The organism is Variovorax rhizosphaerae, assembly GCF_037889975.1.
Taxonomy (GTDB): domain Bacteria; phylum Pseudomonadota; class Gammaproteobacteria; order Burkholderiales; family Burkholderiaceae_C; genus Variovorax; species Variovorax rhizosphaerae.
On sequence record NZ_JBBKZT010000009.1, the window covers coordinates 261,318 to 283,087 of the forward strand.

General features: G+C 65.9%; 17 protein-coding genes and 2 tRNA genes. 10 read left to right on the forward strand and 9 right to left on the reverse strand.

All coding sequences use genetic code 11. The features are described from left to right. The first annotated feature begins 93 nt into the window (after window positions 1-93). The gene (locus tag WKW82_RS20770) at window positions 94-1,959 is read left to right on the forward strand and encodes a DEAD/DEAH box helicase (protein WP_340344230.1); all 1,866 of its coding nucleotides are present in this window, start codon (window positions 94-96) and stop codon (window positions 1,957-1,959) included. A 1,236-nt stretch (window positions 1,960-3,195) separates the two neighbouring features. Here the strand turns inward: WKW82_RS20770 and WKW82_RS20775 are convergent. After that, window positions 3,196-3,271 (reverse strand) — tRNA-Lys (locus tag WKW82_RS20775). Between the two features lie 257 nt (window positions 3,272-3,528). On the opposite strand from WKW82_RS20775, the gene WKW82_RS20780 reads away from it, so the two are divergent. Further along, the gene (locus WKW82_RS20780) at window positions 3,529-4,236 is read left to right on the forward strand and encodes an SDR family NAD(P)-dependent oxidoreductase (protein WP_340344231.1); all 708 of its coding nucleotides are present in this window, start codon (window positions 3,529-3,531) and stop codon (window positions 4,234-4,236) included. Between the two features lie 57 nt (window positions 4,237-4,293). Here the strand turns inward: WKW82_RS20780 and WKW82_RS20785 are convergent. Beyond that, window positions 4,294-4,369, reverse strand: a tRNA-Ala gene (locus tag WKW82_RS20785). 84 nt (window positions 4,370-4,453) lie between these two features. Between WKW82_RS20785 and WKW82_RS20790 the strand changes: the two genes are divergently transcribed. Beyond that, on the forward strand, window positions 4,454-5,320 hold the full coding sequence (locus tag WKW82_RS20790; protein WP_422823531.1) for an alpha/beta hydrolase: 867 nt from the start codon (window positions 4,454-4,456) through the stop codon (window positions 5,318-5,320). On the opposite strand, the gene WKW82_RS20795 is transcribed toward WKW82_RS20790, so the two are convergent. Beyond that, window positions 5,313-6,290: a GMP reductase gene (locus WKW82_RS20795; protein ID WP_340344232.1), complete on the reverse strand. Its 978-nt coding sequence runs from the start codon at window positions 6,288-6,290 to the stop codon at window positions 5,313-5,315. The two genes, WKW82_RS20790 and WKW82_RS20795, sit on opposite strands and share 8 nt — an antisense overlap. A gap of 234 nt (window positions 6,291-6,524) precedes the next feature. On the opposite strand from WKW82_RS20795, the gene WKW82_RS20800 reads away from it, so the two are divergent. After that, complete coding sequence (locus tag WKW82_RS20800) at window positions 6,525-8,966, forward strand: UvrD-helicase domain-containing protein (RefSeq protein WP_340344233.1); 2,442 nt, start codon at window positions 6,525-6,527, stop codon at window positions 8,964-8,966. Window positions 8,967-9,156: 190 nt separating this feature from the next. Here WKW82_RS20800 and WKW82_RS20805 read toward each other — a convergent pair whose 3' ends face one another. The 3 genes from WKW82_RS20805 to WKW82_RS20815 are packed head-to-tail and all read right to left on the reverse strand — an operon-like array spanning window position 9,157 to window position 11,390. Next, window positions 9,157-9,960 carry a BPSS1780 family membrane protein gene (locus tag WKW82_RS20805; protein ID WP_340344234.1) on the reverse strand — a complete coding sequence of 268 codons (804 nt, stop codon included), beginning with the start codon at window positions 9,958-9,960 and terminating at the stop codon, window positions 9,157-9,159. A 2-nt stretch (window positions 9,961-9,962) separates the two neighbouring features. Continuing rightward, entirely contained in the window at window positions 9,963-11,009 is a 1,047-nt protein-coding gene (locus WKW82_RS20810) for a homoserine kinase (protein WP_340344235.1), read from the reverse strand. Window positions 11,010-11,015: 6 nt separating this feature from the next. Then, entirely contained in the window at window positions 11,016-11,390 is a 375-nt protein-coding gene (locus WKW82_RS20815) for a hypothetical protein (protein WP_340344236.1), read from the reverse strand. Between the two features lie 98 nt (window positions 11,391-11,488). Between WKW82_RS20815 and polA the strand changes: the two genes are divergently transcribed. From polA to WKW82_RS20835, 4 genes are all read left to right on the forward strand, one after another. Next, on the forward strand, window positions 11,489-14,284 hold the full coding sequence (polA, locus tag WKW82_RS20820; RefSeq protein ID WP_340344237.1) for a DNA polymerase I: 2,796 nt from the start codon (window positions 11,489-11,491) through the stop codon (window positions 14,282-14,284). 81 nt (window positions 14,285-14,365) lie between these two features. Beyond that, window positions 14,366-15,262 (forward strand): dienelactone hydrolase family protein, encoded by an 897-nt coding sequence (locus WKW82_RS20825; RefSeq protein WP_340344238.1) that lies wholly within the window; start codon window positions 14,366-14,368, stop codon window positions 15,260-15,262. Between the two features lie 76 nt (window positions 15,263-15,338). Next, complete coding sequence (locus WKW82_RS20830; RefSeq protein ID WP_340344239.1) at window positions 15,339-16,238, forward strand: ZIP family metal transporter; 900 nt, start codon at window positions 15,339-15,341, stop codon at window positions 16,236-16,238. A gap of 64 nt (window positions 16,239-16,302) precedes the next feature. Further along, on the forward strand, window positions 16,303-16,518 hold the full coding sequence (locus WKW82_RS20835; protein WP_340344240.1) for a hypothetical protein: 216 nt from the start codon (window positions 16,303-16,305) through the stop codon (window positions 16,516-16,518). Window positions 16,519-16,527: 9 nt separating this feature from the next. On the opposite strand, the gene WKW82_RS20840 is transcribed toward WKW82_RS20835, so the two are convergent. Next, entirely contained in the window at window positions 16,528-17,247 is a 720-nt protein-coding gene (locus tag WKW82_RS20840) for a hypothetical protein (protein WP_340344241.1), read from the reverse strand. A gap of 117 nt (window positions 17,248-17,364) precedes the next feature. Here WKW82_RS20840 and WKW82_RS20845 point away from each other — a divergent pair, with 117 nt between their 5' ends. Further along, on the forward strand, window positions 17,365-18,339 hold the full coding sequence (locus WKW82_RS20845) for a DUF3616 domain-containing protein (protein ID WP_340344242.1): 975 nt from the start codon (window positions 17,365-17,367) through the stop codon (window positions 18,337-18,339). 13 nt (window positions 18,340-18,352) lie between these two features. On the opposite strand, the gene WKW82_RS20850 is transcribed toward WKW82_RS20845, so the two are convergent. After that, complete coding sequence (locus WKW82_RS20850) at window positions 18,353-18,559, reverse strand: dodecin (RefSeq protein WP_340334187.1); 207 nt, start codon at window positions 18,557-18,559, stop codon at window positions 18,353-18,355. A gap of 105 nt (window positions 18,560-18,664) precedes the next feature. Between WKW82_RS20850 and WKW82_RS20855 the strand changes: the two genes are divergently transcribed. Further along, window positions 18,665-19,921, forward strand: coding sequence for an FAD-dependent oxidoreductase (locus WKW82_RS20855; RefSeq protein WP_340344243.1), 1,257 nt, complete (start codon window positions 18,665-18,667; stop codon window positions 19,919-19,921). Between the two features lie 29 nt (window positions 19,922-19,950). Here the strand turns inward: WKW82_RS20855 and WKW82_RS20860 are convergent, their stop codons facing one another. Beyond that, window positions 19,951-21,723 (reverse strand): DUF3300 domain-containing protein, encoded by a 1,773-nt coding sequence (locus tag WKW82_RS20860; RefSeq protein WP_340344244.1) that lies wholly within the window; start codon window positions 21,721-21,723, stop codon window positions 19,951-19,953. Window positions 21,724-21,770 lie beyond the last annotated feature (47 nt).

Consider the following 21,770-nt stretch of genomic DNA (forward strand, 5'->3'; position numbering starts at 1 on the left):
AAAGCGATCGCTGTATGTCGTTGGATGGTTGATGTTCTTAACCACCCGACGGGGCGCCGCCTACGGTAGCGCTCGCGTAGAGAAAAAAGTTACATGACTGACGCTTTTGAAGTGCAGGGCGAGTTCGCGCCTGTGCAATCCGCATCCGCTTCCAACAACGATTTCGCGCCTGCCGAATCGCATTCCGACATCACCTTGCTCGACACGCTCGACGTCGCGGCCGAAGAACAAGTCGAAGCCGCGCCCAAGGCGCCCAACGGCTTCATCCGCCTTGGCCTGGCCCAAGAGCTGGTTGCTGCCGTCTCCGACCTCGGCTTCGAACAGCCGACCACCGTGCAGGACAAGGTCATTCCCCTGGCCATGGGCAGCGCTGACGGCGCCGCCAAGTTCATCGACCTGATGGTCTCGAGCCAGACCGGCAGCGGCAAGACCGCCGCCTTCCTGCTGCCCGTGCTGCACACCCTGCTGAAGCAGGAAGCCGAAGCCGAAGCCGCCGCCAAGGCCGAATTCCAGCGCCTCTCCGAAGAAGCCATCGCCCGCGGCGAAGCGCCCCCGAAGAAGGCCAAGCGCAAGGACCCGACCAACAGCCGCAACTTCAAGGCCGCCACGCCGGGCGCCCTGATCCTGTGCCCGACGCGCGAACTGGCGCAGCAAGTCGCGCATGACGCCATCGACCTGGTTCGCCACTGCCGCGGCCTGCGCGTCGCCAGCGTGGTCGGCGGCATGCCGTACCAGCTGCAGATCGCCAAGCTGCAGAACGCCAACCTCGTGGTCGCCACGCCGGGTCGCCTGCTGGACCTGCAACGCTCGATGCAGATCAAGCTCGACCAGGTGCAATTCCTCGTCGTCGATGAAGCCGACCGCATGCTCGACCTGGGCTTCTCGGACGACCTGGCCGAAGTCAACCAACTGACCATCGAGCGCAAGCAGACGATGATGTTCAGCGCCACCTTCGCGCCGCGCATCCAGCAACTGGCCGCCCGCGTGATGCGCGCGCCGCAAAAGGTGCAGATCGATTCGCCGCAAGAGAAGCACGCGAACATCAAGCAGTCGCTGTACTGGGCCGACAACATGGTCCACAAGCGCAAGATGCTCGACCACTGGCTGCGTGACACCACGATCAACCAGGCCATCGTTTTCGCCAGCACGCAAGTCGAGTGCGACGGCCTCGCCAACGACCTGCAGCAAGACGGCTTCAGCGCTGTCGCGTTGCACGGCGCGCTGAGCCAGGGCCTGCGCAACCGTCGCCTGATGGCACTGCGCCAAGGCCAGGTTCAGATCCTCGTCGCGACCGACGTGGCTGCCCGCGGCATCGACGTGCCGACCATCACCCACGTGTTCAACTTCGGCCTGCCGATGAAGGCCGAGGACTACACCCACCGCATCGGCCGCACCGGCCGTGCTGGCCGCGACGGCATCGCCGTCACGTTTGCCGAGTTCCGCGATCGCCGCAAGATCATGGACATCGAGCACTACAGCCACCAGAACTTCAAGGCCGAGACGATTCCTGGCCTGGAACCGCAACAACGCATGCCGCAATCGCGCCCGCAAGGCTTCGGCGGCGACCGTGACCGTGGCGCTCCGCGTGGCGACTTCCATTCGCGTGACCGCAAGTTCGGCGGCGGCAATGGCGGTGGTCATCGCAGCGGCCCGAGCGGCGGCTACGGCGGTGCCAGCGGCTTCAACGACCGCGGCTCGCGTCCCCCGATGGGTGGCGCTCCGGCACCGCGTGGTTTCGGTGGCGGCGGTCACAACGCCGGTTTCGGCGGTGGCCGCGAGCGTGACGAAGGCGGGTTCGGCCGCAAGCCGGGCTGGGGCGACAACGCCGCGCCGCGTGGCAACTTCGGTGGCGGTGGCCGCAATGAAGGCTTCGGCGGCGCGCCCCGTGGCAACGGCGGCGGCAAGGTCTTCGTGCCGCGCGACGCGCAGCAGAAGCGTGGCTTCAAGCCCAGCCGCTGATCAGCGACAGCACCCATGACAAAGGCCCGCTTCCGAAAGGAGCGGGCCTTTGTTCATTTGGCGCTTTTGAATACGGACAGCCGAACGCAGAAGGGAGGCAAAAGCACGCGAAGGTCGCAGAAGGAAGTCGGTGATTCAGGGTTTCTCTTTTGCGTCTTCCGAGAAACCTTTGCGACCTTTGCGACCTTTGCGTTCTGACGCCGTACCCGCGTTCTAGAACTCAGCGCCGACGCGCAAGTTCTTCCAGTGGTTCGAGCGACCGGTTGGCCGTGGCCCGTTCGGTTGCGCGCGCGTGCTCCTGGTCGATGCGACGCGCGGCGAGCTGGGCCGAGTCTCGAGTTTTTTAGGTCGCGTTGCGTGAGTTCGTCGTTGGGGGCGTAGCTGGAGCAGCAGAGCGTGCCGTAAAACGCGTGGCCATCGTTCAGGATGATGGGTGTGCTCAGGTGTGCGCCGACGGGGAAGGGCGTTTCGGGCAGGCCAGCCGAGGTGGCGTGGTCGGCACCATTGTCCGCCCTGCTCGGCGGGCGGCGGTCGATGACGCGTTGGCATAAGCTTTGTTCAAGCGGATCGGACTGGCCGACTTCAATGGGTCGCTTGTCTCCACGCGCCGGAAACGCCGGATACGCGCCGGTTGTCCACGAACTCGGAGACAAACACCGCGCCCATCTTCAGGTGCTCGCGCAACGTGCGCAGGACGCCAAACCACGTCGCAGATCAGGCGTCGGCGCCTTTCGGCGTGGCCTCCCGCAGCTCAGAGATGCGGGCTTCCAACATGTCCGGTTCGCATCCGTGGTCTTTGGTTAACAAGTTCAATGAAATGGCCCTCCAACTTGATCAATTGACCAAGTTTGGACAAGGAAACAATGAATTCGCCAGCATACTGGCGTCGTGCCCCTGAACCTTTTGCACCGCTTGTCTGAACAGAAGCTTCCAGTCGCCGTCACGCATGGACGGGATGTGGATGCGGTGCGGGTATTAACGCTTGCCGGGCACATCAAGGCGTCCATCCCGAAGCCGGTGCGAACGCTGGATGGGTACGACCAGCCGCCCGCGGTGGTGGCTTCGATCACGTCGCTGGGGCGCAGTATGCTCAGGCGTTTTCCCCGGCGGTAGGGCGTTCGGGAGCAGCCCGAGGTATCGTGGTTGCGAGGCCGCATCGGACGTGTCGCCGGCCATTGAAAAAAGCCTGCTACCGTTTTGATAGCAGGCTTTTCAAGTACCACAAGGGTTTGTTGGTGGTGGGCCCTGAGTGACTCGAACACTCGACCTACGGATTAAGAGTCCGCTGCTCTACCAACTGAGCTAAGAGCCCCTGAATTCACAGTGCCGTAACAAGTACAGCTTGCTGTTCATCCAAGCCCGCTAGTATAGCATGGTTTTATAAGAGGCCAAGTCTCTGGCCGTCCGCGCCTCACAAATTTCGAACGGACGGCATCCGGCCTTGCGTGACGCGGCGCATGCGGGAGCATCCGGTTCGACATCGCATCCGACGTCGGGCATGAGAGGCGCAGCGCTACGATGCGCGCCTTTGCCACACCTTTGCCACACCATCACTTCAAGGATGCCCGCATGACCGAATCTTCTTCCACTCCCGCGCACGTCGTGTTGACGGGCGCCGCAGGCGCACTGGGCCGTGCGGTGGCGCAACAGTTCCTCGACATGGGCGCACGCATTGCCTTGCTCGATCACCATGCCGACAAGTTGGCCGAGGCCTTTCCCGGGCTCGACAACTCGCACCACTTGATGATGGCCTGCGACGTGACCTCGACGCAATCGATGCAGGAGGTGTCGGCGAAAGTGCTGGCGTCGTTCCAGCACGTCGACACGGTGGTGCACGTTGCGGGAGGCTTCGAGATGGGGGCGTCGGTGCATGCGCTGGAGCGCGCGAGTTGGGATCGCATGATGAACCTCAATGCCTGGTCCTTCGTCGCGGTGAGCCAGGCCTTCGTGCCGGCGTTGATCGAACGCAAGAGTGGTTGCGTGGTCGCGGTCACTGCCGGGTCGGCATCGCGCGGCCTGGCTGCCATGTCAGCGTATGTGGCATCGAAGAGCGCGCTGCAGCGGCTGGTTGAAGCGTCGGCGGCGGAACTGAAGCCGCATGGCATCCGCGTCAACAGCATCGCGCCGACGATCCTGGACACGCCGGCCAATCGGCAGGCGATGCCGGATGCTAATCCCGCCGATTGGGTGTCTACGGCGGTCGCCGCGCAGACCGTTGCGTACCTTGCGTCGGCGGGCGCGGCGGCGGTGCACGGGCAGCACCTGCTGCTGGACTGACAAAGGACTGGAAAAAAGAAAAAGGCCCTGGCGGATGCCAAGGCCTTCTGGATTCGTTGGTGGAGAGGATGAGGATCGAACTCACGACCTCCGCATTGCGAACGCGGCGCTCTCCCAGCTGAGCTACCCCCCCAACGCGGTGCGAGTGTAGCGCGATTCACTACTTTTGTGATGCATGCGAGGATCGTGGCACTTTGGGATTCAGAAGGACTGACGCATGGTGCCGCTCGACGATCCGGATTGGCTCGACCGCATGTACAACAACCGCGCGCGGGTGCCGGAGCATCCCGAGTATTTCGCGCGGTGGGCGACCGAGTCTGCTGCGGTGCGGGCGGCTAACCCTGAGTGGATGGGCCTGCCCTACGGCGACGGCGTGAACGAAACGCTCGACGTTTTTCGCGCCGCAGAATCCGATGCGCCGGTGCTGGTTTTCATCCACGGCGGCTACTGGCGATCACTCGACAAGAGCGACCATTCGTTCATCGCACGCGCGTTCACCGAGCGCGGCGTTTGCGTGGTGGTGCCCAACTACGCGCTATGCCCTGGAACCGTCGAGCAGCCGGTGACGATCCCCGGCATCGCCTTGCAGATGGTCAAGGCGCTGGCCTGGACTTCACGGCATGTCGCCGAACATGGCGGCGATCCGGCGCGCATCACTGTCGCCGGGCACTCGGCCGGTGGTCACCTGGCGGCGATGGTGCTGGCCTGCGACTGGCAGTCCCTCGGGCTGCCTGCGAGGACGGTGCGCAACGCGCTGTCCATCTCGGGGCTGTTCGACCTGGAGCCCCTGATGTTCACGCCGTCATTGCAGGGTGCCCTGCGGCTGAACGAAGCAGACGTGCGCCGCGCCAGCCCGGCCCTGTGGCCGGCGCCTGACAGCGGGGCGCTCTACAGCGTGGTGGGCGGCAACGAGAGCGAAGAGTTCCTGCGCCACAACGCACTGATCCGCGATGCCTGGGGCGCGCAAACCGTTCCGGTCTGCGAGGCGTTGCCCGGGCTCGACCACTTCAGCATCGTCGACGCGCTGGCCAACCCGGACCACAGGCTCCATCAACTGTCGATGGAGCTCCTGCAAGCTACATGAGCAGGTGTTCGCCGGCGTTGTCGCCGCCGAGGGTGACGTAGTTGACCTTGCGGATGTCCATCAGCTTCTTGCCACCGGCATAGCTGATGGAGCTCTGCACGTCCTGCTCCATCTCGACGAGCGTGTTGGCCAGCTTGCCCTTGATCGGCTCCAGGATGCGCTTGCCTTCGACGTGCTTGTACTCGCCCTTGTTGAAGTCGCTGGCCGAGCCGTAGTACTCCTTGAAGAGCACGCCGTCGACCTCGACCGTCTTGCCGGGCGATTCCTCGTGGCCGGCGAACAGCGAGCCGATCATCACCATCGAAGCGCCGAATCGGATGCTCTTTGCAATGTCGCCGTGGTCGCGGATGCCGCCGTCGGCAATGATGGGCTTCGTGGCCACGCGTGCGCACCACTTGAGCGCCGACAGTTGCCAGCCGCCAGTGCCGAAGCCGGTCTTGAGCTTCGTGATGCAGACCTTGCCCGGGCCGATGCCGACCTTGGTCGCGTCCGCACCCCAGTTCTCCAAGTCGATCACGGCTTCCGGCGTGCCGACGTTGCCGGCGATGACGAAGGACTTCGGCAGCTTCTCCTTGAGGTAGCCGATCATGTTCTTCACGCTGTCGGCATGGCCGTGGGCGATGTCGATGGTGATGTACTCGGGCACCAATCCCTTGGCGACGAACTGGTCGACGGTTTCGTAGTCGGCCTTCTTGACGCCGAGCGAGATGGAGGCGAACACGCCCTTGGCCTGCATGTCCTGGACGAACTTGACGTTGTCGAGGTCGAAGCGGTGCATCACGTAGAAGTAGCCGTTCTGCGCAAGCCAGAGGCAGATGGTCTCGTCGACCACCGTCTTCATGTTGGCCGGGACGACCGGGATGCGGAAGCTGCGGCCACCCAGCTCGACGCTGGCGTCGCACTCGGAACGGCTTTCCACGCGGCACTTGCGCGGGAGCAAAAGGATGTTGTCGTAGTCGAATATTTCCATGATGAACCAGGCTCCTGAAAGGATCGTTTGATTGAACGAATGAGCGCTTGGTCCGGCCGGTCTTTGCGGCGCCCCGCGAAGGGACGCCCACAAAAAACCGGGCGCAAGAAACTTGGGCCCGGTGTCTGATTCTACGCCCCCGCGGCGGGGTGGGCCAAAGGCCGCGTCGTATACCCCCTATACGTCGCGCAGATGCGCCGCGACCGGGGCGGCAGCGCTTCCTACAATCGAAGGATGCTCACCGATCTTGCGCCACAGACTGGCTCGCCCCTGCTCCAGAACCTCAACCCGGAGCAACTGGCCGCAGTCACCTTGCCCGCGGGCAACGCGCTGATCCTGGCCGGCGCCGGTTCGGGCAAGACCCGAGTGCTGACCACGCGCATCGCATGGCTGCTGCAGACGGGGCAGGTGTCTTCGGGCGGCATCCTGGCCGTGACTTTCACCAACAAGGCCGCCAAGGAAATGATGACGCGGCTGTCGGCCATGCTGCCGGTGAATGTGCGCGGCATGTGGATCGGCACCTTCCATGGCCTGTGCAATCGCTTCCTGCGCGCGCACTGGAAACTGGCCGGCCTGCCATCCACCTTCCAGATCCTCGACACGCAGGACCAGCTCTCGGCCATCAAGCGGCTGATGAAGCAGTTCAACGTCGACGACGAGCGCTTTCCGGCCAAGCAGACGCAGTGGTTCATTGCCGGCGCCAAGGAAGACGGCCTGCGTCCGCGCGACGTCGAAGTGCGCAGCGAGGATGACCGCAAGAAGGTCGAGCTCTACCAACTCTACGAAGAGCAATGCCAACGCGAGGGCGTGGTCGATTTCGGCGAACTCATGCTGCGCAGCTACGAGCTTCTGCGCGACAACGACCCGGTGCGCGAGCACTACCAGCGCCGCTTTCGCCACATCCTCATCGACGAATTCCAGGACACGAACCGGCTGCAGTACGCCTGGATCAAGATGCTGTCCGGTGCGACCGTCGAAGGCACCTTCCGGCCCGGCGGCAACAGCGTGGTGGCGGTGGGCGACGACGACCAGAGCATCTATGCCTTCCGTGGCGCGCGCGTGGGCAACATGGCCGACTTCGTGCGCGAGTTCGATGTGCAGCAGCAGATCAAGCTGGAGCAGAACTACCGCAGCTACAGCAACATCCTCGACTCGGCCAATGCGCTGATCGGCCACAACACCAAGCGCCTGGGCAAGAACCTGCGCACCGAGCAGGGCCCGGGCGAGCCGGTGCGTGTGTATGAATCGACCAGCGATTTCGCCGAGGCGCAATGGATGGTGGAAGAGATGCGCCAGCTGGTGCGCGACGGTTACGACCGCAGCGAGATGGCTGTGCTGTATCGCAGCAATGCGCAGAGCCGGGTCATTGAAACGGCGTTGTTCAATGCGTCGGTGCCGTATCGGGTGTACGGCGGCTTGCGCTTTTTCGAGCGCGCGGAAATCAAGCATGCGCTGGCGTACCTGCGCCTGCTGGAGAACAAGGATGACGACACCAGCTTCCTGCGCGTGGTGAACTTTCCGCCGCGCGGCATCGGCGCGCGCAGCATCGAGCTGTTGCAGGACGCGGCGCGGGCGCGCGGGCAGTCGTTGCACGACGCGGTCGGGGCGTTGCCGGGCAAGGCGGGCTCCAACTTGTCCGCCTTCGTCGCGAAGATCGACGTATTGCGGGAGCAGACGCAGGGCATCTCGCTCAAGGAAATCATCGAGCTGGTGCTGGACCACAGCGGGCTGGTCGAGCACTACAAGGCCGACCGCGAAGGCGCAGATCGGCTGGAGAACCTGGACGAACTGGTGAACGCGGCGGAGAGCTTCGTCACCCAGGAAGGATTTGGCCGCGACGCGATCGCGTTGCCGGTGGATGAACTGCGCCAGAGCGCCGCCAGCCAGGGCATTGATCCGAGCCGGCCGCTGCTGGACATCCCGCTGGCGGACCTTGCGCCCGACGCCGATACCGGCGAAACGCTGAGCCCGCTGGCCGCGTTCCTGACGCATGCCGCGCTGGAGTCCGGCGACAACCAGGCGAAGGCCGGGCAGGACGCGGTGCAGCTCATGACAGTGCATGCGGCCAAGGGGCTGGAATTCGACTGCGTCTTCATCACCGGCATGGAAGAGGGGCTGTTTCCGCACGAGAACTCGATGAGCGATCGCGACAGCCTGGAGGAAGAACGCCGGCTGATGTACGTCGCGATCACGCGTGCACGCAAGCGGCTGTACCTGAGTCATTCGCAGACGCGGATGCTGCATGGCCAGACGCGGTACAACCTTCGCAGCCGCTTCTTCGAGGAGCTTCCGGAGGGGGCGCTCAAGTGGCTGACGCCGAAGCAGCAGGGCTTCGGGCAATACGGTGGCTCGGCGGGCGCGGGGCGTGCGGGTGGCGGTGGGTCGGGTAGCCGCTACGGGTCGGGATCAGGCTATGGATCGGGTTCCGGCTACGGCGGTGGCTACGGCGGCGGCAGCCGCGCCCCCGAAACCTATGGCAGCGGCCCCGTGCCGGTGCAGAAAGCCGCACCCTCGCACGGCTTGCGCATCAGCCAGCAGGTGTTCCACAGCAAGTTCGGTGAAGGCACGGTGATGGCGCTGGAAGGCAGCGGGGACGATGCGCGCGCGCAGATCAAGTTCTCGCGGCACGGGATCAAGTGGCTGGCGCTGTCGGTGGCCAAGTTGACGCCGGTTTGACCGCGCCCCTCTTGCCAGGCTGAACAATCGTCGTACTCTGTTCGCGGGCACCCGTGGAACCGGCTTTGCCGGGCCACCGCGTGCGCCCCCTTGAGGGCTGGGGGCCGCGGCTCCAAGCCTGCCTGCGCAGGTTTGGACGGCCCGCATAGCAGCTGGCTATGCCGGCCGCCCGTGGCGCCGCGGGGGTGGGCTAATCCGCGTTGAAGGTGTCGCGGAAGCTGAACCAGGTGGAACTGAGCGGCATCGCCGCCAGCGACAGCGCGCAGGCGATCATCAACGCGCCGCCGAGTACCGAAGCCGCGTCGCCCAGCGCCAGCGCGCCGACACCCACCAGCAGCGTCGCAATCAGCGCAAAGCCGACCGCGGCGATCATGCAGACGCCGAACCAGCACAGCAGGAACATCGCATACGCGCTGAAGTTGCGAAACAGCGCCACCAGGCTGAAGAACAGGCTCTTGACCGGCTCGACGCCGTGCCAATGCACGAGCCCCGGCGCATGCCACATGGCCAGCGACAGCGGCAGGTTGAGGCACATCACGAACAACTGGGCCAGCTGGAAGCGCTTGCCGGCCATGACTTCTTGCGTGAGGTTGTTGTTGAGCAGGTAGGCGCCCGCGACCAGGCCGCCGTCGATGATGGCGGACAACCCGACCACGACCGCGAAATACAGGGCCGAGATGACGCCCAGCACCATCATCGGCCGCCAGCGCAGGCGCAAGGCCTCGATGGCGGCGCGGAACATGGCGGGACCGATGGGCTTCGGTGTCTCGGGGTTGCTTGCCACCGAGGCGGCAACCATCATGCCCAGCGTCAGGACGGGAACGAACAGGAAGGGCAGGAAACCGCCGAGTAAGGGCACTTGCGCGACGATCGAGATCAGTGCCATCAAGGCGAAGAACAGCGAGATGAAGGCCAGCGGCTGACCCCAGAAGGTACGCAGGCCAAGCCGGACCCATTCGACGCCTGAGCGGGCGGGTACGAGGTGAAGTTTCATGGTCAGGCGGCTTGCAATGGGGGCCGCACGTGGATCGGAGCGTCCAGTTGTCGGACGCGCTGGCGCAGGACGCGCTCGAAGTGTGTGGGGTCGTGCGGCTTGAGCATGCTGGCTTCGCGCGGCAGGTGGAAGTCCCACAGGCGCGAGATCCAGAAGCGCAGCGCGGCGGCGCGCAGCATGGCGGGCAGCAGCTTGCGTTCGGCCGGGTTCAGGGGGCGCACGGCGCAGTAGGCGTCGAGCAGCGCGGCGGAACGGTGCGCGTCGGGCGTGCCGGTGGGCAGGTCGATGGCCCAGTCATTGAGGCACACGGCGAGGTCGAACAGCCAGGTGTCGGTGCCCGCGAAATAGAAGTCGAAGACACCCGTCAGGTGCGGATTACCGTCGTCGTCCACCGAGAACATGGCGTTGTCACGGAACAGGTCGGCATGGATCGGCCCGCGCGGCAGGGCCTGGTAGGCGGAAGACTCGGCCACATGGTTCTGGTAGGCCAGTTCGCTCTGCAGGAGGGCGGCCTGAGGGGCGTCCAGGTAGGGCAGCACGACCGGGGTGGTTTCGTTCCACCACGGCAGTCCGCGCAGGTTGGGCTGGATGCGCGGGAAGTCGCGCGCCGCGATGTGCATGCGGGCGAGCAGGCGGCCCAGCTCGTTGCAATGTGCGGCGGTGGGCTGGAATTCGCTGTGGCCGGCCAGCTTCTGCACCACGGCGGCGGGCTTGCCCTGCACCGTATGCAGCAGCTCGCAAGGCGCGTTGGCAGCGCGTTCCAGCGCATGGCCCATCGGCGCGAGATGGATGGCCGGATCAGCAGCTGGCGCGGGCACCGGAATGCCGCGCTCCGCCAGGTGCTGCATCAGGCAGAGGTAGTAGGGGAGCTGGTCGAAGTGCAGGCGCTCGAACAGCGTCAGCACGTACTCGCCGCGGTCGGTGGTGGCGAAGTAGTTGGTGTTCTCGATACCGCCCTGGATGCCGCGCAACTCGCGCAGTTCACCCAGGTCCAGGCGCTGGAGCAGCGCGCGCGCTTCATCCGGCGCGACTTCCGTGAAGACAGCCACGGACGTTCAGAACTTGAAGACGTTCCAGACCCGCGGACCATTGCCCCCGGCGTCGGACTGCCCAGGCTGGTTCTGCTGCGAGCGGGCGCCGGTGCCCGGCAGCACCTCGTACTCGGGGGCAGTGCCCTTGGGCTTGACGGTGATGCTTTGGGTCTGGCCGCCGTAGCGCACTTCATCGACGGTGGCGTTGCTGTCCTCGATGCGGATGTTCTCGATTTTCTGGTCCGGTCGGCCTGGAACGCCGGCGGGAACGGTCGACTGTTGCGGCGCGGCCTGTGCGGGCGCCGTGGGCGGGGTCTGGGCCTGCGCGCCGGCCAGCGGCAATACACAGGCGAATACCGCAAGGGTATGGCGAACGGGCAGCAAATGGAGTCGGCGCATGGGCGGGATTGTAGGCCGCTGTGCATGCCCGCGTTGTAAGAAGGTGCCAGTGGCCGATGGCGGCCGGAGGCGCTTCTGGCGCGGGGCAAAATGGGCCGATGACCGACAAGAAAACGCTGCTGCTCGTCGACGGATCGAGCTACCTTTACCGTGCCTTCCATGCCATGCCGGACCTGCGCGCCGTGCCCGGCGACGCGACCAGCCCCGCGACCGGCGCGATCCGCGGGATGATCAACATGACCCAGGCGCTCAAGCGTGAGGTACGTGCCGACTACGCCGCCTGCATCTTCGACGCGCCGGGCAAGACCTTCCGCGACGACTGGTATGGCGAATACAAGGCCAACCGCTCGCCCATGCCCGACGACCTGCGCAGCCAGGTGGCGCCGATCTACGAGGTGGTGCGGCTGCTGGGCTGGCCGGTGATGGTGGTGCCGGGCGTGGAGGCCGACGACGTGATCGGCACGCTGGCCCGCACGGCCGCGGACCAGGGAGTGGAAGTCATTGTGTCGAGCGGCGACAAGGACATGAGCCAGCTGGTCGACGAGCACATCACGATCATCGACACGATGAACGGCAAGAAGCGCGACGTGGCCGGCGTCACGGCGGAATTCGGCGTGCCGCCGAAGCTGATGATCGACTATCAGACGCTGGTCGGCGATTCGGTCGACAACGTGCCGGGCGTGGAGAAGGTCGGGCCGAAGACGGCCGCCAAATGGTTGCTGGAATACGGGTCGCTCGATGGGCTGATCGCGCGGGCTTCCGAGGTGAAGGGCCAGGCGGGCGAGAACCTGCGCAAGGCGCTGGATTGGTTGCCGCAGGGCAAGCGGCTTGTCACGATCCGCACTGATTGCGACCTGGCCAAGCATGTGGCCGGCCTGCCGGCGCTCGATGCGCTGGTGCCGGGTGCTCAGCAGGTCGAAGAATTGAAGACCTTCTACGAAAAGTACGGTTTCAAGAGCCTGGTGAAGACGCTTGAAACGCATGCCGTCCCGCCAGAACTCATCGAGGAAAGCAACAAGGGCCAGAAGTCTGCCAACCCCAATCCCGGCTTGTTCGACGAGCCGGCGATGGCGGCCGCCGAGAAGGTCAGCAACCTGGCCTACTACACGGTCATGACCTGGGAGCTGTTCGATACGTGGCTGGCGAAGGTGGAGGCGGCGGAGCTGGTCGCGATCGACACCGAAACCACCTCGCTTGACGAGAGCCGCGCCGAGATCGTCGGCATCAGCTTCAGCGTGAAGCCGGGCGAGGCGGCCTATGTCCCGGTCGGTCACAACTATCCCGATGCGCCGGAGCAACTGCCGCGCGACGAGGTTCTGGCGAAGTTGAAGCCCTGGCTCGAGAATGGCGCGAAGAAGAAGCTGGGCCAGCACGTCAAGTACGACCGCCATGTGTTCGCGAACCACGGCATCGAGGTGCAGGGCTATGCGCACGACACGATGCTGCAGAGCTACGTGCTCGAAGTGCACAAGCCGCATGGTCTTGCGAGCCTGGCAGAGCGGCATCTGGGTCGCAGCGGCATCGACTACGAAGACTTGTGCGGCAAGGGCGCGCACCAGATCTCGTTCAGCCAGGTGTCGATCGACAAGGCCGCCGAATACTCGTGCGAGGACAGCGACCAGACGCTCGACGTGCACCTCGCGCTGTGGCCCCAATTGCAGGCCGACGAGAAGCTGAACTTCGTCTACCAGCTGGAGATGCAGAGCAGCGAGGCGTTGTATCGCGTCGAACGCAACGGGGTGCTGATCGACGCGGCGCAGTTGTCGGCGCAGAGCCACGAGCTCGGAACGCGCATCATGGCGCTGGAGCAGGAGGCCTACGGGATCGCGGGGCAGCCCTTCAACCTTGGGTCGCCCAAGCAGATCGGCGACATCTTCTTCAACAAGCTCGGCCTGCCGGTGATCAAGAAGACGCCGAGCGGCGCGCCGAGCACGGATGAGGAAGTGCTGGAGAAGCTGGCCGAGGACTATCCGCTGCCGGCGAAGATCCTTGAGCACCGCGGCCTGTCGAAGCTCAAGGGCACCTACACCGACAAGCTGGGCCAGCTCGCCAACCCGCGAAGCGGTCGCGTGCACACGCACTACGCGCAAGCCGTGGCGGTGACCGGGCGCCTGAGCAGCAACGATCCCAACCTGCAGAACATCCCGATCCGCACGCCCGAAGGCCGCCGCGTGCGCGAGGCTTTCGTGGCGCCGGCCGGCAGCGTGATCGCCAGTGCCGACTACTCGCAGATCGAGCTGCGCATCATGGCGCACCTGAGCGATGACGCGTCGTTGTTGCGTGCGTTCACCGACGGCATCGACGTGCACCGCGCCACCGCCGCCGAGGTGTTCGGCAGCACGCCGGACCAGGTGTCGAGCGAGCAGCGGCGCTATGCGAAGGTGATCAACTTCGGGCTGATCTATGGCATGAGCAGCTTCGGGTTGGCGCGCAACCTGGGCATCGAGACGAAGGCGGCCGCGGCGTACATCGACAAGTACTTCCAGCGCTATCCGGGCGTGAAGGTCTACATGGACGAGACCAAGGCGCTGGCCAAGGAGAAGGGCTATGTCGAGACCGTGTTCGGCCGGCGCCTCTACCTGCCCGAGATCAATTCGCCCAACGGCCCGCGCCGCGGCGGCGCCGAGCGCGCGGCCATCAACGCGCCGATGCAGGGGACTGCCGCCGACCTCATCAAGCTCAGCATGGTCGAGGTGCAGCGTGTGCTGGACGCTGAACAGCGCGCCACGAAGATGATCATGCAGGTGCACGACGAACTGGTCTTCGAAGTGCCCGAGGCCGAGGCCGACTGGGTGCGCACCGAGATCCCGCGCATCATGGCTGGCGTTGCAGCGCTCAAGGTGCCGCTGCTGGCCGAGATCGGCTTCGGGCCGAACTGGGACAAGGCGCACTGATCGTCCGGTGCGGATGGCTGAAAGGATGCGGACTACCAATTCTCATGATGCGGGGCAGATCCCCCGCGCAAAGGAACGCCGATGCTGCTTCCAGACCTGAAGAACGAGTTCGATTCACTGCACCCCGGCAACTCGAACGAAGCAGGCGCATCGCGCCGCACCGCGCTCAAGATCGCGATCGGCGTGGGCTATGCAGCGGCCACGTTGCCGGTTGCGGCGCAGACAGTCATCCACACGGCCAGCGAAGGCTTGAAGGCCGGACCGGTCAAGTACACGGTCAATGGTTTCGACGTGCCGGCCTACATGGCCGCGCCCGCCGGCAAGACGGACCTGCCGGTGATCGTGGTGGTCCAGGAGGTCTTCGGCGTGACCGACTACATCGCCGATACCTGCCGCCGCTTCGCCCACTTGGGCTACCTCGCGATCGCGCCGGAGCTGTATGCGCGCCAAGGCGACCCGCGCAAGGTCGCCGACACGTCGAAGCTCATGAGCGAGATCGTCTCGAAGGTGCCCGATGCGCAGGTGATCGCCGACCTGGACGGCGCGATTGCCTTTGCCGGCGCGAATGGCGGGCACGTGGCCAAGGCGGGGATCACCGGCTTCTGCTGGGGCGGGCGCATCGTGTGGCTCTATGCGGCCACCGGCAAGGTCAAGGCCGGCGTGGCCTGGTATGGCCGGCTGGTAGGGCAGGAGAGCACACTGACGCCGAAGCAGCCGGTCGAGATCGGCGCGATGCTGCAGGCGCCGGTGCTGGGCCTCTGTGGCGGCAAGGACCAGGGCATCCCGCTTGACACGATTGATAAGATGAAATCCGTCCTGGCGATCGGCACGCCGGCTGCCAGGGCCTCGCAATTTGTCGTGTACCCCGAAGCGGGCCACGCCTTCCATGCCGACTACCGCCCAAGCTACGTGAAGAGCGCGGCCGACGATGGCTGGCGGCGCGCGGTGGAGTGGTTCCAGGCCAACGGCGTGGGCTGACGACGACAATTGCCACCCACGGCATTCGCGCTGAGCGCATATGAGCCGTCCTTCGGGGCGGCTTTTGTTTTGACCCATGAATCTCATTGCCATCATCGTTGCCACCCTGGTCGCCGGCATCGGCAGCGTCTGGATCGCCGCCTTGCTGCTGCGCCTGGGCGTGCAGCGCGACGACAGCGCCCAGGGCGCGCAATATCTGTTGAGCCTGGCGGCAGGCGCGCTGCTGGCCACGGCCTTCATGCACCTGCTGCCGGAGGCTTTCGAAAGCGGCCTGGAGCCGGCCACGCTGTTCGCGATGCTGCTGTTCGGGCTGGTGGTGTTCTTCCTGCTCGACAAGGCCGAACTGTGGCATCACGGCCATGAGCACCACCACGATCATGGCGACGCGCATCGCGGGCACGATCACGGCCACGCGGATCACCACCACGACCCTGCGCCGCGTTCGGGAGGCTGGGCCGTGCTGACCGGCGACAGCGTGCATTGCTTCGGCGATGGCGTGTTGATCGCCTCGGCCTTCATCGCCGACCTGCGCCTGGGCATGGTCGCCGCACTGGCGGTGCTGGCGCACGAGGTGCCGCACCACATCGGCGACCTGGTGGTGCTGCGCCAGACCTCGGCCAATCCGCGTGCGGCGCTGGTGAAGGTGTCGCTGGCCGGCACCATGACGGCGCTGGGCGGCGTGATCGGTTGGGCGTTGGTCGATTCGCTGCACGGCCTGCTGCCCTACTTCCTGGTGCTGGCCAGCAGCAGCTTCATCTACGTGGCACTGGCCGACCTGATCCCGCAGTTGCAGAAGCGCCTGACCACGCGCCAGACCGTGACGCAGATCGCCTGGCTGGCGGTCGGCATCGTGCTTGTCACAGGCGTGAGCCGGCTGGCGCACGGTGGACACGGGCATGACCATGACCACGGCCATGGCCATGGCGAACCGCACGCGGCGTATCGTCCGACGACATTGAACCCTGCCCGGATTTAACCTTTGGAGCCAAATCAGGCGCACTATCGGGGGGTCTGAGAGGAAAAATCCAAGGAGCACGATCATGAGCAGGGCCCCATCTACCCGCCGTACCGTCAAACCGCCCCCTGGCGCGCCCGACGTTCCCATGCTTGGCGATGGCCTGGACGCGTCCGACGATGACCTGGCCGGCGAGTTGGAAGAGGAAACCGGCATCGACCTGACCGATGCCAGCGAACTCGATGCCGACAATGTGCCGATCGACGAGGAATTCGATCGCGTGATGCAGGCGCCCGACTAGTTCCAGCCCTCAGGCCTTGCGTACCGCCGCTCGTACGGCGGGCTTGACGGAGGGCTGGTCGGCGTAGAAGTGAAGGTCTTCCACGCCTTCCGACGTGGCCTTGGCCGCGTAGGCGGTGATCTCTGCCGCGGTCGCCTTGTCGAGTTGGCCTGCCATCGGCACGATCAGGTCGTGTTCGCCGCCAGCCGCCTCCCACAGCTTGATGGACAGGGCGTAGTGCTCGGCCGGATTGCCATGGCCCGCCTTGCCCCGGCCGCCACACCACCACGCCTGCGGCAACAGCACCGTCGCATGCTCGAAGAATGCGGCCCAGGGCAGGTGAGGATGTTTCGCCATGGCCCGGTAGTGCGAGGTCACACCGAAAGGCCGGCCATTGGCCGCACCGCATACCGTCTCGCAGAACATGGTGGCCAGCTCGGCCAGGCCTGGGCGGTCCCAGTCCCAGTTGGCTTGGCCGGGCGCGCCTTCAGGGCCGACGTAATAGCCGTCGAGGCCATGCGCGAACAGGTCGACGGCCTGCCGCGCTTCCCGCATGGCCGCGTCCCGCAGGGCCGAGGGTCGGCGCCATCCGTACACCGCCATACCCGCCGCGTGGAACACGCCGATGGCCTTCTTCACATTGTTGTCGGCGTGGATCGCCACGCCGGTTGCGCCGTACTGCCGCGCGCTTTCCAGGAAGCCGTTGACGTCGTCGCAGTGCACGACCCAGAGAATCTTTTTTCGAGACATGGCAATGCCGCCCGCCGACATGGGGTGAATGGAGCATCCAGCGTGCGCGTGCTGGCGCCTTTCGGCATCCCTTCTGCAGGGGAGTCGGCGGATATACCGGGGACATAGCATCCGCAAATGGCCAGTTTCGCGATGCGTGGCGTCTCCTTCGCTCTTGCGGGCATGGCGATGCTGTGTGTTGCCGCGGCGCCGACGCAGGAGGTGCTGGTCTACCGGGGCACCTGCGATGCATCGGCCGCCTCGGCGCTGGGCCCCGATCACTTCGTGATGGCGAGCGACGAGGACAACATCCTGCGCATCTACCGCCACGGCCAGCCGGAGCCGGTGTCGACCTTGTCGCTCGCGGCGTTCCTGGGCAGCGGTGACGAGGAATCCGACATCGAGGGCGCGGCCACGGTCGGCAACCGCATCTACTGGATCACCTCGCATGGGCGCAACAAGAATGCCAAGCCACGCCCGGCGCGACAGCGCTTCTTCGCGACCGACTTCGACGTGTCGACCACGCCACCCACTCTGCGGCCGGTCGGCAAGGCCTATGCGGGGCTGCAGACGGACCTGCTGGCGACGCCGGAAGGGCAGCGGCTGGGCCTGGCGCAAGCCGCGCAACGCGCACCGGAGGCGGAAGGCGGCTTCAACATCGAGAGCCTGGCGGCCACGCCGAAAGGGCCGCTGCTGGTGGGATTTCGCAATCCGCTGATCGGGCGCGAAGCGTTGGTGATGCCGCTGCTGAACCCGCAAGATGTGCTGGAGGGCCGGCCGTCCACATGGGGCGCGCCGATTCAACTGCCGCTGGGCCGGCGCGGCCTGCGCAGCATGGAAACAATGGGCGCGGGCTACCTGCTGGTGGCAGGCCCGACCGCCGACGCGGGCAGCTTCGCGCTCTTCCGCTGGTCGGGGCAGCCGGCGGATGGGCCCGTCCCACTGAAGAACGTGGACCTCGGCACCTTGCGCCCCGAGGCACTGTTCACCGTTCCGGGCAGCGGCGAGATGCAACTGCTCAGCGACGATGGCGGCCTGACCACCGGCGGTGTCGAGTGCAAGGCACGACCGGCAGCGGAACGAACATTCCGCAGCCTGCGCTTCAGCCCCTGAGAGGGGGTGACGGCTACTCGAGGGTGAAGCCGACCTTCAGCGTCACCTGCCAATGCGCGACCTTCCCATCCTTCACATGGCCGCGCGTTTCGAGCACTTCGAACCACTGGATGTTGCGCACCGACTCGCTGGCCTTGGCGATCGCGTTCTTCACCGCCTCGTCGCTGCTGCTCGGGGATGAGCCGGTGAGTTCGATGTGCTTGTAGATGTGCGTGCTCATGGTGTCTCCGTCGGGTTGGAAAGATGACCTCGATCCATCTTATGACCGATGACGCTGTCAGTACACGCCGACAGACAGTTGTTCGGCGTTGCGGCCCAATCCGGCATGGCCCCAAGAGATCGCCACGGTGAAGCCATGGCGCCGGCGCGCTGCTGCATCGTCGGCGGCGGACCGGCCGGCATGATGCTCGGGTTCCTGCTGGCGCGTGCCGGCGTGCCGGTGGTCGTGCTGGAGAAACATGGCGACTTCCTGCGCGACTTTCGGAGGGACACGGTGCATCCGTCCACGCTCGACGTGATGGCCGAACTCGGGCTGCTCGACCGCTTCCTGGCCCGGCCGCATGACGAGGCGCATCGATTGCGCGCGCACATTTCGGGACAGGAGGTCGGGCTGGCCGATTTCACGCACCTGTCGACGCGCTGCAAGTTCATCGCGCTGATGCCGCAATGGGACTTCCTGGATTTCATCCGCGACGAAGGCGAGCGGTACCCCGAATTCCGGCTGATGCTGAACACCGAGGCCACGGGACTCGTCGAGCGTGACGGACGCGTCGTGGGCGTGGAGGTCAAGACCGCGGAGGGCGTGTCGCAGATGGCCTGCGACCTGGTGGTGGCCGCCGATGGGCGCCGCTCGGTGCTGCGCGGTGCGGCCGGGCTGGTGGTGCGCGACATCGGCGCGCCCATCGACGTGCTGTGGATGCGCCTGCCCAAGCATCCCGACGACCCCGATGGATCGGGCGGCTACATCGACGCGGGCCACTTCATGGCGACCATCGACCGCACGACGTATTGGCAGTGCGCCTATGTCATTGGCAAGGGCGGCATTGCGGCGATCCAGGCGCGCGGGATCGAGGCCTTTCGCGCCGACGTCGCGGCCATCGTGCCGCCCTTTGCGGACCGGGTGGACCAGATCGCGAGTTGGGATGACGTGAAGCTCCTGAGCGTGACGGTCGACCGGCTGGAGACATGGTGGAAGCCGGGTCTGCTGTGCATCGGCGATGCGGCGCATGCGATGTCACCGGTGGGTGGTGTCGGCATCAACCTCGCGGTGCAGGACGCTGTGGCCGCGGCCAACATCTTGCGCGATGTGCTGCTCGACCCGAACGAGAGCGCGGATGCGATCACGGCGCTGCTGCCAACGGTGCAGGCGCGGCGGGAATTTCCGGCCAAGGTGACGCAGGCGGTGCAGGTGGCCGTGCAGAACCGGGTGCTCGCGCCGGTACTGCAGGGTACCGCGGCCAAGGGCAAGCGATTCACGGTGCCGTGGATCCTGCGGCTCGCGCAGCGCTATCCGATCTTGCAGGGCATCCCGGCGTATGCGGTCGGTATCGGGGTGCGGCCGGAGCACGTGCGCAAGGGGTAGGCAGTGCCTGTTGCTGGCTCACGCCGGCGTCAAGGCTTGTTCGGATCGTCCGGCCGTTGGCCGGGTCGGCCCGGGGTGCCGCGCGCCTGTTGCTCCCGATGCTGTTGCGCCTGCTGCGCCTGGGCCTGGCGGGCCTGCGCCTGTGCAAGCTGCTGCGCTTGTTGCTGCTGAGCCTGTTGCTGGCGTTGCTGCTGTTGGGCCATCTGTTGCTGGCGCTGCGCCTGCTGCTGCATCTGCTGTTGGTGCTGGGCTTGCTGCTGCGTCTGGCGTTGACGGGCTTGCGCCTGTTGGGCCTGTTGCGCCTGTGCTGCTTGCTGGCGGCGTGACTGGTCCTGAAGCTGCTGGGCCTGTTGCTGGCGTGCCTGCGCCTGCTGCGATTCGCGGGCTTGCCGGGCTTGCAACTGTTGCTGCTGTTGCTGCTGACGCTGTTGCTGTTGCTGCTGTTGCTGCGCCTGCTGCCGCTGGGCATCCTGTTGCCTGCCCTGCTGCTGCGCCTGCTCTTGGCGAAGTTGGGCTTGTCGCGCATCGTTCTGCGCTTGCCGGGCCTGTTGCGTCTGCAGCTGGCGCGCCTGCTCTTGCTGCTGACGCAATTGCTGCTGTTGTTGCTTCAGCTGGGCTTGCTGCGCTTGTGCTTGCTGGCGGCTGGCCTGCTGCTCCTGCTGGGCGCGTTGCAGTTGTTGTTGCTGTCGCATCGTCGCCTGCTGCGCCTGGGCTTGTTGCGCTGCCTGCTGTGCTGCCTGTTGTTGCCGCTCCTGCGCCTGCATCTGCTGCGACCGGGGGCCGTTGTTGCCATTGAAGAAGTTGTTGCGCGTGTTGTTCTGGATCACCGTTTCCGAACGCGACACGTACGCGGTGCGGTTGTAGATCACCGCGGGTCTTTCGTAGACGGGCGCTGCATGCGGCGGACGCGCGCCACGCGGGTAGGGCGCCGGCCGGCCCCAGTTCATGTTCCACGCGTTCCAACCCCAGTCGTGCCGCTGCAATGCGGAGCCGACCACCACGCCGGCGCCGAAGGTCAGCAGGCCGGCGGTGGCGATCTGCGCATTGCTGTAGCGCGGCTCCGCGTACACCGGCGGCGACCAGGCATAGCCGGGGTAGGCGGGAACCGGTTCGCCGTAGATGACTTGCGGGTCATAGCTTGGCACGTAGACCATGTCGGGCTGCGCGGGGGCGATGGTGATGTAGGCGTCCGGCCCCGGTGCGGCTGCAACGCGAAGCTTCGGTGTGCTTTTGAGCTTGCCGGCCCGCGACGCGCGTTGGCGCATCGTCTGGATCGCGGCCAGCGTGCCGTCCGGATCGTTGTAGTAGGCCTGCCCGAGCGCGGTGGTCCACGGGAGGTTGTTCGCCATCTGGTCGAGCACGGGGCGGAAGGCGGTGAGCGACTTGATGCTGGGGTCCCACGGCTGCGATTCGGCAGCATCGGCCAGCGGGCCGGCCTTGAGCGTGCGGTTCTGGTCCAGCCAGTGGTCGGCGGCCGTGACCTGGTCCGGCCAGGTGGCGCCGGCCAGGACCTGGGCGACCAGCTTGTCCGGATAGAGCGCGATCGGGGCGACGAGTTGGTCGAGTTGTTCCGCTGTCGGCGCCGTGTAGGCCGGTGGCTGCGGTGGTGCCGCGACGGCCACGGCCTGCGGTGCGGATGTGGCCGCCGGAGGTGCCGCCTCGGAGTTGGGGGAAGGCGCTGGCGGCGCCGTGGGATTGGGAACGCCCTTGAGCTTGTCGCAGCCAGCGAGGGTCAAGGCGCCTGCGCAGACGGCCAGGATCAGGAGCCTGGAAACGGGGGTGGCGGGGTGAGAAGAGGTCATCGCGTCATTCGCATGGATGTCGTGGTCCTCCCAGGCTTTCAACGTGA

What these genes read in the sequence shown, in the direction of transcription:
- WKW82_RS20795 (WP_340344232.1), bottom strand. Translation starts at nt 6,290, where the DNA reads ATGGAAATATTCGACTACGACAACATCCTTTTGCTCCCGCGCAAGTGC.
- WKW82_RS20850 (WP_340334187.1), bottom strand. Translation starts at nt 18,559, where the DNA reads ATGAGCACGCACATCTACAAGCACATCGAACTCACCGGCTCATCCCCG.
- WKW82_RS20770 (WP_340344230.1), top strand. Translation starts at nt 94, where the DNA reads ATGACTGACGCTTTTGAAGTGCAGGGCGAGTTCGCGCCTGTGCAATCC.
- WKW82_RS20860 (WP_340344244.1), bottom strand. Translation starts at nt 21,723, where the DNA reads ATGACCTCTTCTCACCCCGCCACCCCCGTTTCCAGGCTCCTGATCCTG.
- WKW82_RS20815 (WP_340344236.1), bottom strand. Translation starts at nt 11,390, where the DNA reads ATGCGCCGACTCCATTTGCTGCCCGTTCGCCATACCCTTGCGGTATTC.
- WKW82_RS20790 (WP_422823531.1), top strand. Translation starts at nt 4,454, where the DNA reads ATGGTGCCGCTCGACGATCCGGATTGGCTCGACCGCATGTACAACAAC.
- polA (WP_340344237.1), top strand. Translation starts at nt 11,489, where the DNA reads ATGACCGACAAGAAAACGCTGCTGCTCGTCGACGGATCGAGCTACCTT.
- WKW82_RS20830 (WP_340344239.1), top strand. Translation starts at nt 15,339, where the DNA reads ATGAATCTCATTGCCATCATCGTTGCCACCCTGGTCGCCGGCATCGGC.
- WKW82_RS20855 (WP_340344243.1), top strand. Translation starts at nt 18,665, where the DNA reads ATGGCCCCAAGAGATCGCCACGGTGAAGCCATGGCGCCGGCGCGCTGC.
- WKW82_RS20825 (WP_340344238.1), top strand. Translation starts at nt 14,366, where the DNA reads ATGCTGCTTCCAGACCTGAAGAACGAGTTCGATTCACTGCACCCCGGC.
- WKW82_RS20835 (WP_340344240.1), top strand. Translation starts at nt 16,303, where the DNA reads ATGAGCAGGGCCCCATCTACCCGCCGTACCGTCAAACCGCCCCCTGGC.
- WKW82_RS20800 (WP_340344233.1), top strand. Translation starts at nt 6,525, where the DNA reads ATGCTCACCGATCTTGCGCCACAGACTGGCTCGCCCCTGCTCCAGAAC.
- WKW82_RS20845 (WP_340344242.1), top strand. Translation starts at nt 17,365, where the DNA reads ATGGCCAGTTTCGCGATGCGTGGCGTCTCCTTCGCTCTTGCGGGCATG.
- WKW82_RS20780 (WP_340344231.1), top strand. Translation starts at nt 3,529, where the DNA reads ATGACCGAATCTTCTTCCACTCCCGCGCACGTCGTGTTGACGGGCGCC.
- WKW82_RS20840 (WP_340344241.1), bottom strand. Translation starts at nt 17,247, where the DNA reads ATGTCTCGAAAAAAGATTCTCTGGGTCGTGCACTGCGACGACGTCAAC.
- WKW82_RS20805 (WP_340344234.1), bottom strand. Translation starts at nt 9,960, where the DNA reads ATGAAACTTCACCTCGTACCCGCCCGCTCAGGCGTCGAATGGGTCCGG.